12 protein-coding genes and 1 riboswitch are annotated in these 17,338 nt (G+C 35.7%); of the genes, 7 read left to right on the top strand and 5 right to left on the bottom strand.

Annotation, left to right across the window (positions count from 1 at the left end):
* Positions 1 to 63 precede the first annotated feature (63 nt).
* The 3 genes from BLW28_RS03790 to BLW28_RS03800 all read left to right on the top strand — a co-directional run bounded on the left by BLW28_RS03790 (position 64) and on the right by BLW28_RS03800 (position 4,441).
* Entirely contained in the window at positions 64 to 2,058 is a 1,995-nt protein-coding gene (locus BLW28_RS03790) for a tetratricopeptide repeat protein (RefSeq protein ID WP_073215161.1), read from the top strand.
* 129 nt (positions 2,059 to 2,187) lie between these two features.
* The gene (locus tag BLW28_RS03795; RefSeq protein WP_073215164.1) at positions 2,188 to 2,433 is read left to right on the top strand and encodes a hypothetical protein; all 246 of its coding nucleotides are present in this window, start codon (positions 2,188 to 2,190) and stop codon (positions 2,431 to 2,433) included.
* A gap of 124 nt (positions 2,434 to 2,557) precedes the next feature.
* Positions 2,558 to 4,441 carry a tetratricopeptide repeat-containing sensor histidine kinase gene (locus BLW28_RS03800; protein WP_073215167.1) on the top strand — a complete coding sequence of 628 codons (1,884 nt, stop codon included), beginning with the start codon at positions 2,558 to 2,560 and terminating at the stop codon, positions 4,439 to 4,441.
* A gap of 10 nt (positions 4,442 to 4,451) precedes the next feature.
* Here the strand turns inward: BLW28_RS03800 and BLW28_RS03805 are convergent, their stop codons facing one another.
* The 3 genes from BLW28_RS03805 to BLW28_RS03815 form a co-directional block, all read right to left on the bottom strand.
* Complete coding sequence (locus tag BLW28_RS03805; protein WP_073215170.1) at positions 4,452 to 5,123, bottom strand: hypothetical protein; 672 nt, start codon at positions 5,121 to 5,123, stop codon at positions 4,452 to 4,454.
* A 116-nt stretch (positions 5,124 to 5,239) separates the two neighbouring features.
* Positions 5,240 to 5,614: a hypothetical protein gene (locus BLW28_RS03810; protein ID WP_073215173.1), complete on the bottom strand. Its 375-nt coding sequence runs from the start codon at positions 5,612 to 5,614 to the stop codon at positions 5,240 to 5,242.
* Positions 5,615 to 5,758: 144 nt separating this feature from the next.
* Positions 5,759 to 8,785: a hybrid sensor histidine kinase/response regulator transcription factor gene (locus BLW28_RS03815; protein ID WP_073215175.1), complete on the bottom strand. Its 3,027-nt coding sequence runs from the start codon at positions 8,783 to 8,785 to the stop codon at positions 5,759 to 5,761.
* 975 nt (positions 8,786 to 9,760) lie between these two features.
* Between BLW28_RS03815 and BLW28_RS03820 the strand changes: the two genes are divergently transcribed.
* Positions 9,761 to 10,408: a response regulator gene (locus BLW28_RS03820; RefSeq protein ID WP_073215178.1), complete on the top strand. Its 648-nt coding sequence runs from the start codon at positions 9,761 to 9,763 to the stop codon at positions 10,406 to 10,408.
* Between the two features lie 191 nt (positions 10,409 to 10,599).
* Here the strand turns inward: BLW28_RS03820 and BLW28_RS03825 are convergent, their stop codons facing one another.
* On the bottom strand, positions 10,600 to 10,998 hold the full coding sequence (locus BLW28_RS03825) for a lipocalin-like domain-containing protein (protein WP_073215181.1): 399 nt from the start codon (positions 10,996 to 10,998) through the stop codon (positions 10,600 to 10,602).
* A gap of 305 nt (positions 10,999 to 11,303) precedes the next feature.
* Between BLW28_RS03825 and BLW28_RS03830 the strand changes: the two genes are divergently transcribed.
* Positions 11,304 to 12,854 carry a M20/M25/M40 family metallo-hydrolase gene (locus BLW28_RS03830; RefSeq protein WP_073215183.1) on the top strand — a complete coding sequence of 517 codons (1,551 nt, stop codon included), beginning with the start codon at positions 11,304 to 11,306 and terminating at the stop codon, positions 12,852 to 12,854.
* Between the two features lie 209 nt (positions 12,855 to 13,063).
* Here BLW28_RS03830 and metK read toward each other — a convergent pair whose 3' ends face one another.
* The gene (metK, locus tag BLW28_RS03835; protein WP_073215186.1) at positions 13,064 to 14,320 is read right to left on the bottom strand and encodes a methionine adenosyltransferase; all 1,257 of its coding nucleotides are present in this window, start codon (positions 14,318 to 14,320) and stop codon (positions 13,064 to 13,066) included.
* A 397-nt stretch (positions 14,321 to 14,717) separates the two neighbouring features.
* Positions 14,718 to 14,838, top strand: a riboswitch (SAM riboswitch).
* Between the two features lie 127 nt (positions 14,839 to 14,965).
* On the opposite strand from metK, the gene BLW28_RS03840 reads away from it, so the two are divergent.
* Positions 14,966 to 16,261 (top strand): O-acetylhomoserine aminocarboxypropyltransferase/cysteine synthase family protein, encoded by a 1,296-nt coding sequence (locus BLW28_RS03840; protein WP_073215189.1) that lies wholly within the window; start codon positions 14,966 to 14,968, stop codon positions 16,259 to 16,261.
* 38 nt (positions 16,262 to 16,299) lie between these two features.
* Complete coding sequence (locus BLW28_RS16110) at positions 16,300 to 17,307, top strand: alpha/beta fold hydrolase (protein ID WP_073215191.1); 1,008 nt, start codon at positions 16,300 to 16,302, stop codon at positions 17,305 to 17,307.
* Positions 17,308 to 17,338: the final 31 nt, after the last annotated feature.

Raw genomic sequence — 17,338 nt, forward strand, 5'->3', positions numbered from 1 at the left:
TATTTGAAAGAGGCTTCTGTTAATTCGGAAGCCTCTTTTTTGTATTTTGGTTAAAAATTTACAATGTATTTAAAACACAAACGTCTTTTTATCATTTTTCTGTTAGTGAGTGTTTCACTCTGCTCGCAGTCTGCACAGAAGAAAATCGACAGCCTTATGCAGGTTGCCGAAGTATCTAATGATTCTGTTAGACTTCGGATATATAATAAAGTCAGTTTTTACTACATCTTCAATAATCCCGAAAAAGCAAGGGATCTTCTTCTAAAAGGAATAGAACAAGCTAAAACAAAAAAAGTTTCATTCTCAGAGGCCGAACTGGTTAATACCTACGGAATTTATAACGACGTTTCAGGAAAATCAGATTCAGCAAAATATTATTTTGAAAAAGCATTAGCGCTAAGCGAAGCCCACAACTATAGAATAATTACCGTAATGATAATTAATAACCTGGGCATGTTCCATTGGAATAAGGGAAATTATCAGGTAGCATTGGATTACTTTTTTCAGGCATTAGAGATCAATAAAGAGAATTCTGTTGATTCTGGCGATGGAACTTACTTCAACAATATCGGACTTATTTACCAGGAAATGGGACAAAGTGATAAAGCACTGGAATATCACAAAAAAGCACTTGAAGTTCGGGAGCGATACAATAATAAAAGTGAAATAGCCACCTCTTTATCCAATATTGCCATAGTGCTGAAAGCGCAAGGAAATTATGTCGAATCTGAACAGAATTTCAAAAGGGCGATTGAAATGGCAAAGGCCGAAAATGAGCTGGGCAAATACTACGACGCCCTTGACGGTTTAGGCGATACTTATCTCGAGCAAAATCAACCACAACTAGCGATACCACTTTTGGAAGAATTGCTGGAAGGAAGAAATGAAAATAATATTGACAGAAGATCAAATCTGAATACTATTTCAAATTTAATACGAGCCTTTAATGCTACTGGCAATTTAACCACGGCTTTAAAATATGTTGAAAAGGGAAATGCTTTTCTAAATGAATTTCCCGATAAAAAAACGGCTACAATTGAGTTTTATCAACACGCTTCCGAAACTTATTTCAGACTCAATAATCCTGAAAATGGAGCTGCTTATTTACAACAAGCGCTTTTAATGAAAGAAGATATTTTCTCGAATGAAAACGCAGATGCAATTGCAAATCTCGAAACCAAATTTAAGGTTGCTGAAAAAGAAAGAGATCTTGCCGAAACCCGCGCTAATCTTGCCGAAAGCGAATTGGAAAATGAGCAAAAAAATATTTTCATTTTTGGAATGATAGCCTTGGCAATCGTTCTTACACTTTTGGGTTATCTTTTTTACAACCAACAAAAATTGAAAAACAGTCAGTTGCGAAAGGAAAGTGAGCTGAGGTCTGCCTTGGCAAAAATTGAAACTCAAAATCAATTGCAAGAACAACGACTTCGGATTTCGCGAGATCTTCATGACAATATCGGATCCCAACTTACTTTCATCATTTCGTCTATAGACAATTTGAAATTTGGATTGAAGGACGCCGATGCATCGATTAAAGGCAAATTAAAATACATCAGCAATTTTACCTCACAAACCATTTATGAACTTCGGGATACAATTTGGGCAATGAACAAAACCGATATTTCGGTGGAAGATTTGCAAGCCCGTATTTCAAATTTTATTGAAAAGGCCAAGATAGCGAGCGATGTTAATTTTCAGTTTAATGTGGCTAACAGTGTTTTACAAGAAGCTCAATTTAATTCGGTTCAAGGCATGAATATTTATAGAATCATTCAAGAAGCAGTAAACAACGCATTAAAATATTCGGATGCCACGCAGGTTTCAGTTGAAATTTCTAAGCTGTCCGATTCTAATTCTGAAGATTCCTGTAAGGAGAAGGAAAAAAAATTTTCAAATAAAGTTGAAATTCGAGATAACGGAAAAGGTTTCAATATGGATGAAATATGCTTTGGGAATGGGCTTCAAAACATTAAAAAACGAGCGACCGATTTAGGAGGAAAAGTTAAAATCACTTCCGAAGTAGGCAAGGGTACTATGGTTCAACTTCTATTTTAGGAATGAGGGTTTTTAAGTTTTTGATTCTCGATTTAGGCTAAAGGATGTTTAAAAATTATAGGGCAATTGCCCTATTTCAATTTTGAAGGAAGGTTTTTATTTTTAGGCTTTTAAACTAATTTTTAAAATATGTTTCTGCAAACTGTTATAACCATCGTACTGCTGCTTTCCATTGTTGGAATAGCTATTTGGTTTTATAATAGGAGGAACGAAATAGAACGAATACACCGTCAAACTATTTCGGAATTGGAAAGAGCTATAGGCACTAACGGAAACCAGATAAGGTATAGAAATTCAAACCTAAATGGCTATGATTTCCAACAGTACAATCTTGATGAGGCATTAGTTGTTCAGTCAGATATTGAAATTCATTAACAATATTCCGAAACGCATTTTTGTTTATTTTTCCAGAATTAAATTCACTTATTTAAAACGAGCATTACATTAATTATATGAAGCGGCTTCCTTTCATTTCTAAATTAAAAAAATATACGCTGTAATGAAACTTCTTGTTAGACTTTTTTTACCTATTTGCCTATTCATTGCTGCAAGTTGTTTTTCGCAAACGAACGTTGAGAAAATAAATGATTCAATTATATCTGTCTATAAAACAGATCCTCAAAAGTCGTTAGCCTTTTTACTTAAACTAAATAAAAACATAGCAAATAGTAAGCGCTATGATAAAGGTTTAACAACAAATAATATTGCGATAATTTACAGGGAGCTTGGAGATTTTCAAAATGCCAAAAAACTTTCGCAAAAAGCCCTGACAATAACAGATGACCAAAAAATAAAAGCATCGGCTTATAATAATATTGGTGCTGTTAATAGAAGTTTAGGATTGTACGAGGAAGCATTGGAGAATTATCTTGAGGCATTATCTATTTATGAAAAAAGTAATGACCGTAAAAGCGAAAATACGGTTATTAACAACATCGGCAATGTTTATAGCTATTTGGGCATGACCGATAAGGCACTCGAATATTTTAATAAAGCCAAAGAAAATTCAGTTAAACTGAAGGATAAAAAAGGTCAGTCAGAAGCATTCAACAACATCGCCATTATCTATGCAAATGAAGGTAAACTACAACAAGCATTAGATTATTTTAAATTTTCGCTAGATGTAGAAAACGATTTAAACGATAAAAAAGGTATTGCCGAATCGGCCAATAATGTGGGCGTGGTTTTTTACTATATGCAAGAAATAGATTCTGCTTTGTATTATATCGAACAGGCGGTAACCATTGAAAAATCAATAAAAAACTATACAGCTATTAGTTCGAGCTATAATAATATTGCAACAATCTTAATCGAAAATAACAGGATAGAGGAGGCTGAAAAATATATAGATAGTGCATATAGTATCGCAAACAACGCGAAAATCACTGCTGATATTGAGGCAGCATTAGAAACCTATTCAAATTATTTCGAAGCAAAAAACGATTTAAAATCGGCACTAGCATATCAAAAAAAACTCATTGCTTTTAAGGATAGCACCTTAACAATTGAAACAAATAATAAGGTTGCTGAGTTAGAAATAAAATACGAGACCGAAAAAAAGGAAAATCAAATCTTACAACAACGCGCCCAACTAGCCGAAAAAGATTTAGAAGTCCGAAGAAAAAACACACTTATCTACGGAAGTCTAGGATTGGCATTGGTTCTCGCACTATTAGGGTATTTATTTTACAGTCAGCAAAAACTTAAAAACCGTCAACTTCAAAAGGAATCCGAATTAAAAGCTGCATTGGTAAAAATTGAAACCCAAAACAAGCTACAGGAACAACGTTTGCGTATTTCCCGCGATCTTCACGATAATATCGGTGCCCAACTTACTTTTATTATTTCCAGTATTGATAATTTGAAGTATGGATTTACAGATATTAGTGAGAAACTAGGGTCCAAACTTAGTAGCATTAGCGGTTTTACACAACAAACAATTTATGAACTGCGCGATACTATATGGGCAATGAACAAGGAAAATATAACGCTGGAAGACTTGCAGGCGCGAATTGCGAACTTTATTGAACACGCTAAAAACGCTTCAGAACAAACCGACTTTTCGTTTACTATAGATAATAGCGTTACTGAAGCACACGATTTCTCATCGGTAGAAGGAATGAATATTTACAGAATCATCCAAGAGGCAGTTAATAACGCATTAAAATACGCTTCGGCAGATAAAATTGAAGTGAATATTTTAAAAGTTGAAAATCAATACCGAATTGAAATAATTGATAACGGCATAGGTTTTAATCAAGCTGCAATTGATATGGGCAATGGCTTGAACAATATGAAAAAACGGGCTCGAGAAATTGGTGGAAGTATAGAAATTACTTCAAATGCAGGAGATGGGACGCGTATTGTTTTGATTTTGAAATAATTTTTCTCGACTAAAAAAACGGTTCTATTTTAGAAACGTAAAAAACATAATTGCCCGCTAATATTTTCCAAACTCCTTCGTAACTCATAAGTTGCCCTTCAACAGGTTTAGCGTAGGTTGCCGTTTTTGGCACATTTTCAAAGTTTATCAAAACGCCATTTCCATATTTGTTTGAATAGCATGTATCCGTAACCTTAGCATCTATACTTTTGGCGACACCGTCCGCAACCATTTCGGCAATGGTAAAGAAACAGCCTGTTTTAGTATTCGAGTTATACTGCAATACAATTCCGCCTAAGGTTTCTGTTTTATCGCTTCTTCTTTTTAACTTCCAGCCATCTCCAATTTGCTTTAAATCGCCATCGATTTCAAATACCCAAATGTGGTTATCTTCGTAATAGTCTATTTGATAGGCGTTAACATCATCAGCGATTACATAAAAACTAAATATACAATTGGTGTCACTTTGCCCGTTCCAATTTATGGTTTCGATTACTTCAAAATCAGACCAATTTGAATCGCCTTTATTTGCGAATTTCACATCTTCGGCAATTTCATTATTTACCACGAACATCACCGAGAATTCATTGTTGTCATAAACTTCGTACTCTTGCGAAATAGCATTTGTAATTGCCATAAGGAACGAGAGCAGTACGATAACATTTTTTCTATTTAAAATCATTTTGAGTTTTTATAATGTGGTAAAAGCTATCTTGGAATATGTGCATTTTTCATTGAAAAATTCGGGGTAAAATTGAAGATTATCTGCTTCAATTTTACCCCGAATTTTAAAAATAATTATCTCAGGTTTAGCTTCCAGCCATCGCCAATTTGTTCTAAATTGTCATCGATTTGAAATACCCAAATATGATTGTTTTCGTAGTAATCTATTTGATACGCGTTAATTTCACCATCAATTACATAAAATGTGAATAAACAGTTCGTGTCACTTTGCCCGTTCCAGTTTTTGGTTTCGATTACTTCAAACCCGGTCCATTGTGAATCTCCTCTCGTTGCAAATTTTACATCGTGAGCAACTTCATTTTTAACGACAAACATTACTGAAAAATCTTGCCCGTCATACACTTCGTAGTTTTGTGAGTAAGCACTTACAGTTGTAGCCAATATTACAACCATTGTGATAAAAAGCTTTTTAAAAGTTCTTGTTTCCATAATAATTAAGTTTTGGTTATATGCATTGCCTTCTTGACAACATCACTGCAAACTTATGACGGAAATGAACTTCGAACAGGGTAAAAATTCTGCATTTATATGGAAAAATTCCGCATAAATGGGTTGCGTACTTTTTTTAAATGTCTAAATAGTAGTGTGTTCTGAAGGGGCAACACCAAAGTGCCGTTTAAACACCTTAGAGAAATATTGAGGGTCTTCAAAACCAACGGCCCAAGCAGATTCGGCCACGTTATTCCCTTCTCTAAGAAATTGGAGAGCCTTATTTAGTCGCGAAACTTTAATTAAATCGGAAGGGGTTTGTCCAGTAATTGCTTTCAATTTTCGGGTTAATTGACTTTGACTTAAACAAGCTATTTCTGCCAAGTTTCCTACACTAAACTTTGGATCTGAAATATTTTCGTCAATTGCGGTTTTTACTTTCTTAACAAGCTCAAAGTCTCTTTTTGGCAGTCCTTTAATTTCGTTTTCTTTGGGAATTCCACCTAGGTTAAACTTACTCTGAATGTTTTGAAGTAGCTTAAATACATTTCGAATTCGCAATCGAAGCTCTTCCACCGAAAAAGGCTTTTCTAAATATGCGTCGGCGCCCATTTCTATTCCTTTAATTTTATCGCTTTGATCTGTCATTCCCGTAAGTAAGATGATTGGAATATGCGAAGTAGCATCTGTGTTTTTTAGATGTTGACACAATTCAAAACCATCGGTCTTTGGCATCATAACATCGCTAATAATTAAATTGGGCATGTATTTTTCGGCAAGCCTGACTCCTTCTGTGCCGTTTGAGGCTTCAATCAACTCAAATTCATCACCTATACTATTACAAATAAATTTTCTTAGTTCTGCTTGGTCTTCTACAACTAAAATAAGTGGTTTTTCTCCATTGGAAATAGGGGTAGCGGTTGCTATTTCAAGAGCTTCTACTGGATGGCATTTTAGAAATACCGTAAAGCAAGCCCCTTTTTCTGGATTATTACTCACTATGGCATCGCCTTGATGTAGCATTGCTAATTCTTTTACTAAAGACAAACCAATTCCAGAGCCCTTTTGTAATCTACTTGAAGGTGAATCTATTTGATAAAAACGATCGAAAATTTTAGGAATATCTGTTTCTAAAATTCCTGCTCCCGAATCTGATACCGATAACTTTAATGTCTCGTCAGTAAAGTCGATAGTGGTTCTAACTTCACCATTATTTGGGGTGAATTTAATTGCGTTTGAAAGTAAATTTGAAACGATTATTTGCAACGCATCTGCCGAAAAACTCCATATTTGGGCTTCAAGGTTTTGGCGTGCGTTTTCAGTAATGTTAACTTGAAAACTTAGATTTTTCTTAGTGGCAAACGATTCAAAAGAATAAATATAACCTTGTAATTTTTCGAGTAAGTTTCCTTCTTCGTAAATTAAAACATACTTGCCATTTTCCATTTTAGATAAATCCAAAAGCTGATTTACCAGCTCCAATAACCGATCGCCGTTTTGGTTCATTGCGGCTAATGGTTTTATATTACTGGATTCTAAGTCGTGGTTAAGCACTTCAATGTCGCCTTTAATCAATGTTAAAAGCGTTCTAAACTCGTGCGAAATATTCGCGATAAACTTCGATTTAAATCGTTCTGTTTCTTTTATGGCTTCGGCTTCACTTCGTTTTAACTCTAAATTCTGTCTTTCAATTTCAATCTTCTTGCTTCTCAATCTGAATAAATAAATTACTGCAATTGTTAAAAGAACCATCAGGCCTAAACCAATAATGGCGGCATTTCGTTCAACTTGCTTCTTTTTTAATTCCTGACTCGTAAGTAAATCTTTTTGTTGTTGCTCAGACTTTAATTGTGCTGCTTTTTTTTCGGCTTCGTATAAAAACGCTAATTGTGCTGCTTTTTGGGTTTCCCGACTATTGTAAAAATCTTCTGAATTTTTTTGATAGTTAAAAGCCGATTCAAAATCTCCAACGGCCGCTTCGGCATTAGATAAAAGCTTGTACTCGGCAAATAAATTTACGCCAGTTTCCATCTTTTTTTGCATTTCGATAGCTTTAAGCAACCATTTTTTAGCTTCTTTTGGTTGTTCCAGTTGTAAATTAATTTCGCCTAATTGCTTGCTTAAAATTGCTTCAAAATAACTTAAATTGTATAGTGTAGCTAAACGCATCGTTTTTTCGGCAATAATTAATGCTTGTGCTAAATTTGCTGTTCTTAAATGTGCCTCGGCTATAAAATAATTTGCTTTAACAATTCCGCCTACACTTTCGATTGTTTCGCTAATTTTTAGTGCTTTGTTGCCATATTCCAATGCTTTTTCATATTCTTCCGAAGCAATAAAAGCCCGTCCCAAAAGACTGTATAGTTCTGAAATATCTACCTGATTATTCAGTTTTTGCTCAATTTCGAGAGAACGATTATAATATTCTTTTGCTTTATCAAGGTTTCCAGAATCATCTAACACCTCGCCAATACTCCTGTACATCCAAGATACTCCCTGTTCATTGTTCATTGAAGTGTAATTTTCAAGGGCTTTGTAATAGCACAACAACGAAGCAGGATATTTTCCTTGTAAATAAAGCTGTAGACCAACATTGGCGGTAGATAGCGTTTCTCTCGAAATATCGCCCACTTTTCTAAAAACATTTTGGGAGCGCATAAAATATTTCATGGCGTCTTGATACCTATTTTGCGAAGAATATATATGAGCAATATTGTCTGCAGAATTTCCAATGCCATAGTTGTCGCCTACTTCTTCTCTTATTTTTAGAGCTGTAAAGTGGTTTTTTAGTGCGAGAGCCAAATTTCCTTGCTCGTAATATATGTGCGCTAAGTTATCGTAGGCATCACCTTTTCTAATCGGTTCATTTTCCGTTTCGCATAAAATAATAAGCTGTTGGGTGTGTGCAATAGCTTCTGGGTACATTTTTAGCTCTCTATACGTGCTGGCGAAGTTTAGTAAAACAGCAATTTCACCTTTCGGATACGTTAAATTATCGGTGATTAGCTTGGCTTCATTGGTATATAACAACGATTTTTCCAGTAAGCCTACCTTTCTAGATTCGTAGCTTAATTGATTTAATAAATCTACCTTTTCTATTTCAGATGAAGCTTTTTTATACGAAACCAACAAGGAATCAACTATTTGTAGGTTTTCCGATTGCGAAAGCATGTGCGAAACGCTACACAGGAAGAGAATTACAATTAATAAACGTTTATATCGCACAGCTACGTTGATGGATTGTTTTTCGAGATTGTTTTATAAATCAATTACGCGCCCGATGCGGTTGATTGTTGAATCTCCATACAACATTACTGAATTAAATTTAAATTCTATCAATTGATTGTCGTGTTATTCTGAGCTAGCTTTACGTTAAAAAGCAGTTAAGGAGGCTTTTGTTTTACGAAAAATGAGGTTTTATTTCACTGTTGTCCGATTAAAATTTAGATATTCCTATTAAAGTCAGACCAACAAAGATTTTAGGCTATTTAGCTTAATGATGACCTTCCTTTTTATCTTATTTTTAAACAAAACCAAAATATTAAAATGCAATCTGATTTAAAATATTTAAGTGCTCATTCATAATGGGTTACGTTTCTAGTCTTGGCTCTTGGTTCTTGTAGCGCAGCGGTCTTGTTTCTTTCCTCGGACAATACTGGTTTTATTTATAATCATTAATGTTCGGGTAAAATATTTCAAAATTCCGTTTAGCCATAGCCGAAAAGGGCTTAAAGCATTTTATAATATACTAGTTCGCTATTAAGTTCACTACTATAATTTATTAAATATGAAGCCCTGCTTAATCAATTTAACTTAATTGTAAGTGAAGTAAGAATCAGGCCTGCCACGGCACGATAGGTTGGTCTTAGGTCTTTCAGCACAGCAGTCAAACACCTTAGTCGGGCAAGATTAAATTATAATAAGAATAAATACGCCATTTGCCCTATTGGAAGCTATTTTTTAATGTATCATCTTTGAAAAGCATCTTTTTATTGCAAATCAATATTTTGATGTTTTATGGATACATTAGATTCCCTCAGTCAATTAATCCAGTTGAAAGTAATGTGATGAATTTTTGCTAAGGTGCTACTTGCGCACGATATAATAATTAAAACAGTATCTTTAAACTAACTAACCTATATACCGATGATCAAAGTAGCCATTGTTGACGATAACACTTTTCTTCTCCACGCCATAAAAGAAAAACTCTCTTTTTTTGATGATGTAATTGTGAAACACGCCTCGATAAATGGTAGTGATCTGCTTATTAAATTGGAAGAAAATCACAATCTAGATTTAATTTTAATGGATATTGAAATGCCCGTTTTAAATGGTATAGAAACCACTCAAATGGTAAAACAGAAATATCCACATATTAAAATTGTAATGCTCACAGCTTTTGATAACGATGAGCATATTTTTAACGCCATAAAAGCGGGTGCTGATGGATATTTATTGAAAGAAATTAATCCGAAAGATTTATACGAAGGAATTAAAGAAACCCTAAATGGAGGCGCAGCAATGAATCCGTCTATTGCAATGAAGACGTTGAAATTGCTAAGAAATCCGATTGATATTAAAAACCCTTGCGATCAAGAGGAAATTTCACTCTCAGATCGGGAAGTTGAGGTTTTAGAACAATTAAGCAAAGGATTGAGTTATACGGTTATCGCGAGCAACCTTTTTTTGTCGCCAAGTACAGTGCGAAAACACATAGAAAACATCTACAAAAAACTACAAGTTCACAGTAAGATTGAAGCCGTTCAAAAAGCTAAAAATCATAATATTATTTAAGGCTTTAATCACACCTAAAAGTTGTCAAAACTTATCCGCCAAAGCATTTTTAAGGCAAGGAGGAAGCTGTGTTAGGTCTTAATTTCTATAATAAAGTGTTTTGAGTAGGTGAAAACAACCTCTGAATTAATTGCATAAAAAAACCATCAACGTTAAATTGATGGCTTTAGTTTTGTTTGGGAGTGTGTTACTTATTGTCTAGCAAAAGTAGTAACATATACGTCACCGTCATCGGTGTCAGTTACCACTAAAGTACTTGCAGTAAGTGTAGTGATTTCTGCTGAATCAACTTCCGCTCCTAGGATTGAAAATTTTAGGGTGTTTCCACTTCTAGTGTAGTCAACTGTGAAAGATTCAGACGACATACAGTCTGTTCCATAATAATCAGTTGTAGTCATTGTTGTTTCAGTAAAAACTACGGTAGTTTTTAAATCGCATTCTTCTAAATCTGGTTGTCCATTCCAAGTTGCAGCAGTTAATTTCCATGTTCCAACAAGTGAAGCACTATCTCCACCATTGTCGTCTTTACTGCAGCCAATAAGAGCGACTGCCACTAATAAAATAAGACTAAGGTTTTTTACAATTTTCATAATAATTTGTTTTTAAATTAAACGTGCGCAAAAATAGATTTTATTTGTTAGTAAGAAAGAAAACTTTCAAAAAAAAGATTGGGCAGTTGTAATAAAGTGATTTTATGTAATAAGCTGAAATGAATACAATTCGGAATGTAAAAGGCTTGTCGCCTATTTTTAAAGGCTCATAACTGTTCCCTTCGCTTCTTGAAAATAATGTTTTTAGCATTTGTGGAGTTATTTGAACCTTTCCTAAATTAAAATATATTGTATTTTTACCTCTTTCGCCAAGTAAAAACTACCACAAACACAAAATCTAATTTATGAAGAACTTTTTTACACTTAGTCTTTCCTTCTATTTCGTTGCAACCTTTTCACTGTTTTCTCAAGAAAAAGATAGGGTCGTTCAAGGAATCCTAGATGAAGGATATAACAATTCGCAACTCGAAATTTTAGGGCACGAATTAATGGACGATATTGGACCACGATTGGTTGGTACACCTCAAATGCAAAAAGCGCACGATTGGGCTGTTGCAAAGTACAAGTCTTGGGGAATTCCTGCCGAAAACCAACAATATGGCGAATGGAAAGGCTGGGAGCGGGGAATTACCCATATCGATATGATGCATCCTAGAGTGCAATCTTTAAGAGGAACACAATTGGCCTGGAACCCAGGAACTTCAAAAAAAGGTGTAACAGCTGAATGTATCGTACTTCCAGAAATAAAAGATTCTATAGCTTTCCAAAAATGGCTTCCCAACGTAAAGGGAAAATTCGTGTTGGTTGCAATGAAACAACCTACAGGACGTCCTGATTATAATTGGGAAGAATGGGCAACACCAGAATCTTTTGAAAAGATGAAGAATGAAAGAAAAGCGCAAACAGAAGCTTGGAATGATAATATGAGACGTAGCGGATACGACCGAAGAAGTATTATTGCTGCCTTAGAAAATGCTGGAGCAGCCGGAATTGTCGACAGCTACTGGTCTAAAGGTTTTGGAGCTAATAAAATTTTTGCCGCTCGTACCAAAAAAATTCCAACAGTAGATGTTCAGTTGGAAGATTATACAATGTTATACAGAATGGTAGAGCACGGCGATAAACCAAAAATACATATAGTAGCGGAATCTAAAGATTTGGGTGTAGCTCCCGCTTTCAATACGATTGCTGAAATTAAAGGAACTGAAAAACCTGACGAATATGTAATTCTTTCTGCTCATTTCGATTCTTGGGATGGAGGTACAGGCGCAACCGACAACGGAACAGGAACGCTTGTAATGATGGAGGCAATGCGAATTCTTAAAAAAGTATATCCAAACCCTAAACGTACAATCCTAGCTGGACATTGGGGAAGTGAAGAACAAGGCCTAAATGGGTCGTCTGCATTTGTTGAAGATAATCCAAAAATCGTAAAAAACCTGCAAGCTGCTTTTAACCAAGATAATGGTACGGGTAGAGCGGTAAAAATTAATGGCGCTGGCTTTTTACATTCATACGATTATATTTCGCGTTGGTTACAAGCTGTTCCAGATACAATTAGCAAACATATTGAAACCACTTTCCCAGGATGGCCAGCTAGTGGTGGGTCAGATAATGCAACGTTTGTAGCTGCGGGCGCACCTGCTTTCAATTTGAGTTCTTTAAGCTGGAGCTACTGGAATTATACGTGGCATACCAATCTTGATACTTATGACAAGATTGTATTCGACGATGTGCAAAACAACGCAATCCTTGCAGCAATTATGGCGTATATGGCTTCCGAAGATCCCGGAACTACTTCTCGAGAACAGATTAATTTGCCGATAAACGAACGAACAGGAGAGCAACAAAAATGGCCAACGCCAAGAACTCCAGAACGTAAGGGTGGGATGTAACCATTAAATGCACCAAATAACAAATCCCAAATTCCAAAAGGCTAACCTTTGGAATTTGGGATTTTTTTTATCGAATCTAGACTCATAAAACAGACCCAAAAGTTTTTAAAATCTTTGGGTCTAGCAATCAATTGAAATGTTTTTATCCCAAATCGGATTATTGGGATATATTTGTTTTCGATATTTTCCCGAATTAACGGGGTTGTAATTTAAATACCAAAAGCTTCCTTCACTTTATCAACATAGTTCAGCTTTTCCCACGTAAAAAGTTCTACTTCTCTTTCAATTTTACCGTTGTAAGGACTTTCGAAAGTTTTAGTAATTACCTCAGGATTTCTTCCCATATGGCCGTAAGCAGCAGTTTCAGAATAAATAGGATTTCTCAGTTTTAATCTTTCTTCAATGGCAGCTGGGCGCATATCAAAAATCTTTGCAACTTTTTCAGCAATCTCACCATCGGTAAGATTTACGTTCTTAGAGTTGTATGTATTAACAAAAATTGAAGTAGGTTCTACAACTCCAATGGCATAACTCACTTGAACTAAAATTTCATCGGCAACTCCTGCAGCAACTAGGTTTTTAGCGATGTGTCGCGAAGCATAAGCTGCGCTTCTATCCACTTTGCTCGGGTCCTTTCCGCTAAAAGCTCCACCACCGTGAGCCCCTTTTCCACCGTAAGTGTCAACGATAATTTTTCTTCCCGTTAAACCTGAATCTCCATGTGGCCCACCAATTACAAACTTTCCGGTTGGATTAATATGATAGGTAATAGCATCATTGAATAATTTCTGAACGTGATCTGGAAATAATTTTTTAACTCGTGGAATCAGAATTTCTTTAATGTCTTTCTTAATTCTATCGAGCATTACGTTATCATCTGCGTCAAAGTCGTCGTGCTGGGTTGAAACTACAATTGCAACAATTTTCTGTGGTACATTGTCATCGCTGTATTCAATGGTAACTTGACTTTTCGAGTCGGGACGTAAATATTTAATTTCGTCGTCCTCTCTTCGAAGTGCTGCCAATTCAATCATTATTTTATGCGAAATATCTAATGCCAAAGGCATATAGTTTTCGGTTTCTTTAGTGGCATAACCAAACATCATTCCTTGGTCTCCCGCTCCTTGCTCTTCCTTGTTTGCGCGGTCAACACCTTGGTTAATGTCTTGAGATTGTTCGTGTATAAGCGAAATAACACCACACGAGTCACCACTAAATTTATAAGCCCCTTTTGTATATCCAATTTTGTTAATTACATCCCGGGCAATGGTCTGTACGTCGAGGTAGGTGTTGCTTTTTACTTCACCGGCCAAAACAACTTGTCCTGTGGTTACTAAGGTTTCGCAAGCAACTTTACTTTCTGGATCGAACGCTAAAAAATTATCTAAAAGCGCATCGCTAATTTGATCCGCAACTTTATCTGGGTGTCCTTCAGAAACACTTTCTGAGGTAAATAAATAAGCCATAATCTGTAATTTAAAATTTTGTAAAAATAGTAAACGACGTAGGATTAAATGATTTAAGATGTACGACCAAAAATGAAATTGAAAAGTATTTAGTCTTATAGTCTCACGTCAAGCAGTCATAAGTCATTTTTTTTCAGAAGATTTGACGGTCGCGACCAAGGGGAGTTTGCACTGCCTTTAGCATTTTTAGCCTCGCATTTAATGCGGGGTCTCATCCTCGGAAATCCCGATTCAGAAGAGGTTGCAATCAGTCAAATCTTTCCTCTAAAATTGTCCTCGGCAAAAATAGATAATTTATACGAATCATCGTTTTATTTAAAGAATTTTGACAGAACATTAGGTTATTAAATTTTTCCGATGCTATATTTGCACTCACAAAGTTCAAATTATTATTGAAATGTTATCAAGAAAGGCCGAGGGATTAGACCCTATGACGCCTTAGCAACCCTTTCTCCGGAATGAAGGTGCTACATTCTACAACGATCGCGACAATTATCGAGATCAACGATAGATAACGACAAGACTATTTCTTTTTCTAGAAATTGCTTTTCATTTATTCTTTTTAACATTTTTCTATTGTTCCGAACTTTTTTCGGAATTGATCTTTTGTTTTAATCTTTTTTATTAACTCAAAAAACTAGAAAAATGAGTACACAAAACAAATTTGCGACAAACTTGTTGCACGCAGGACACGATGTAACCGCTAACGGAGGAACCCGAGCGGTGCCAATTTACCAAACTACCAGTTACGTATTTAAAAACAGCGACCACGCCGCAAACCTATTTAATCTCTCTGAGGCTGGATACATTTATTCGCGCCTAAACAATCCAACTTGCGACGTGTTGGAAAAGCGCTTAGCAGCTTTGGAGGGCGGTATTGGGGCTGTTACAACGGCTTCTGGGGCAGCTGCCGTTTCCACTGCATTGTTAACGTTGCTTACAACTGGCGATCATATAGTTGCATCGAGCAGTCTGTATGGCGGAACTTTCAACTTGCTCAATGTTACATTGGCGCGTTTAGGAATTACAACAACCTTTGTAGATGCTTCTAATCCTGAGAATTTCGGAAACGCAGTCAAAGAAAATACGAGAGCTGTTTTTATCGAATCGGTAGGAAATCCAAAATTAGATGTTCTAGATTTAGAAGCTATTGCCGCTGAAGCAAAAGAGAATAAAATTCCGCTGATTGTAGATAATACCGTTGCCTCTCCAGCATTGCTAAGGCCTATTGAATACGGCGCAAACATTGTAATCCATTCCCTTACCAAATATATTAACGGGAACGGAACAACCCTTGGAGGCGTGATAATTGACGCAGGGAATTTTGATTGGACCAACGGGAAATTCCCAGAATTCACAGAGCCCTCTGCCGGATATCACGGCTTGGTGTATTCCGAAGTTTTAAAAGAAGCTGCTTTTATTGCCAAAGCACGCCTTGAAGGACTTCGCGATTTTGGTGCTGCTCTAAGTCCGTTTAGCGCTTTCCAGATTTTACAAGGCTTAGAAACTTTAGAAATCAGAATTAAAAAGCACAGTGAAAATGCGTTAAATTTCGCTCAATGGCTGCAAACTAAAAATGAAGTAGCTTGGGTAAACTACCCTGGATTGGCGAATAATGAATATTACAATCTTGCACAAAAATACCTTCCCGAAGGACAAAGTGGACTAGTTACTTTCGGCGTAAAAGGCGGCTATGAAACCGCTAAAAAAGTAGTTGATAATGTGAAAATATTTTCACTCCTTGCCAATTTTGGCGATTCAAAATCATTGATAATTCACCCAGCAAGTACAACGCATCAACAATTGAGCGTGGCCGATCAGGCTTCTACTGGAGTGAGCCAGGATTTAATCAGACTCTCTGTTGGTTTGGAGAATATTGAAGATTTAAAAACTGATTTAAAACAAGCTTTCGAAAGTGCTTTTAAAGAACAATTGGTATAATTCGTTAGCTGTCTCAATACTCAATTCAATTCTATTCAATGTCAAAAGTCAAACAACTAAAAATAAAAGAATACACCTCACAAAGTGGTGCCTACCTAAAAAACCTTCCCTTAACGTATCAAGTTTTTGGAAAGGAATTAAGGGAAGCTCCTGTTGTTTTAGTAACTCACGCCCTGTCTGGTAACAGCAATGTATGTGGTGAAAATGGGTGGTGGAAAGCTTTGATTGGTCCTAAAAAGTGTATAGATACTTCAAAATATACCATTCTATCATTCAATATTCCAGGCAATGGGTACGATGGTTTTTTAATTAAGAACTATGAAGCTGTTTCAATTTACGATGTTGCCCAATGGTTTTTAGAGGGCTTAAATCAATTGAAAATAACATCGGTTTTTGCCGCAATAGGTGGCTCTTTAGGAGGTAGTATTCTTTGGCAAATGGCAATCTTAAAGCCTGATTTGTTTCAGAATTTAATTCCCATTGCCACAGATTGGAAACCTACCGATTGGTTAATTGCGCAGTGTAGCGTGCAAAAGCAGATTTTAAATAATTCCGAAAACCCTGTTCACGATGCCCGAATTCACGCAATGACTTTTTACAGAAGTCCCCTGTCTTTTAAACAGAAATTTAATAGAAGTTTAAGTGAAGTCGCACCGATTTATAACGTAGAAAGTTGGCTGCTACATCACGGTGAAAGTTTAAATAAACGCTTTCACCTACAGGCCTATAAATTGATGAATCACCTATTGATGACGACAGGTTTCAAATCTGATGATGAGTTTTTCAACTTAGCTTCAAAAGTTGAAGGAAATGTTCATTTAGTGGGAATAGACAGTGATGGGTTTTATTTAAACGAAGAAATAAAAGAGACCTATTCACTATTAAAAAATAAAAAGAGCAATGTGCATTTTTCCGAAATTACCTCAATTCACGGACACGATGCTTTTTTAATAGAATACGATCAATTAACGGGAATTCTGAATCCCATATTTAATTCAGACGAAATTTCGAAAATAAAAAATTATGAGCACGCAAATAGTAAGTAGTCCGGTTTTAGACCGAATTGACCTAAACAAT

The sequence above is a fragment of the Aequorivita viscosa genome (genome assembly GCF_900106795.1).
Classification (GTDB): domain Bacteria; phylum Bacteroidota; class Bacteroidia; order Flavobacteriales; family Flavobacteriaceae; genus Aequorivita; species Aequorivita viscosa.

Excerpts from the sequence above, each read along its gene's own strand:
- BLW28_RS03820 (WP_073215178.1), top strand. The coding sequence starts at position 9,761 with ATGATCAAAGTAGCCATTGTTGACGATAACACTTTTCTTCTCCACGCC.
- BLW28_RS03815 (WP_073215175.1), bottom strand. The coding sequence starts at position 8,785 with ATGCTTTCGCAATCGGAAAACCTACAAATAGTTGATTCCTTGTTGGTT.
- BLW28_RS03800 (WP_073215167.1), top strand. The coding sequence starts at position 2,558 with ATGAAACTTCTTGTTAGACTTTTTTTACCTATTTGCCTATTCATTGCT.
- BLW28_RS16110 (WP_073215191.1), top strand. The coding sequence starts at position 16,300 with ATGTCAAAAGTCAAACAACTAAAAATAAAAGAATACACCTCACAAAGT.
- BLW28_RS03840 (WP_073215189.1), top strand. The coding sequence starts at position 14,966 with ATGAGTACACAAAACAAATTTGCGACAAACTTGTTGCACGCAGGACAC.
- metK (WP_073215186.1), bottom strand. The coding sequence starts at position 14,320 with ATGGCTTATTTATTTACCTCAGAAAGTGTTTCTGAAGGACACCCAGAT.
- BLW28_RS03795 (WP_073215164.1), top strand. The coding sequence starts at position 2,188 with ATGTTTCTGCAAACTGTTATAACCATCGTACTGCTGCTTTCCATTGTT.
- BLW28_RS03825 (WP_073215181.1), bottom strand. The coding sequence starts at position 10,998 with ATGAAAATTGTAAAAAACCTTAGTCTTATTTTATTAGTGGCAGTCGCT.
- BLW28_RS03810 (WP_073215173.1), bottom strand. The coding sequence starts at position 5,614 with ATGGAAACAAGAACTTTTAAAAAGCTTTTTATCACAATGGTTGTAATA.
- BLW28_RS03790 (WP_073215161.1), top strand. The coding sequence starts at position 64 with ATGTATTTAAAACACAAACGTCTTTTTATCATTTTTCTGTTAGTGAGT.
- BLW28_RS03830 (WP_073215183.1), top strand. The coding sequence starts at position 11,304 with ATGAAGAACTTTTTTACACTTAGTCTTTCCTTCTATTTCGTTGCAACC.
- BLW28_RS03805 (WP_073215170.1), bottom strand. The coding sequence starts at position 5,123 with ATGATTTTAAATAGAAAAAATGTTATCGTACTGCTCTCGTTCCTTATG.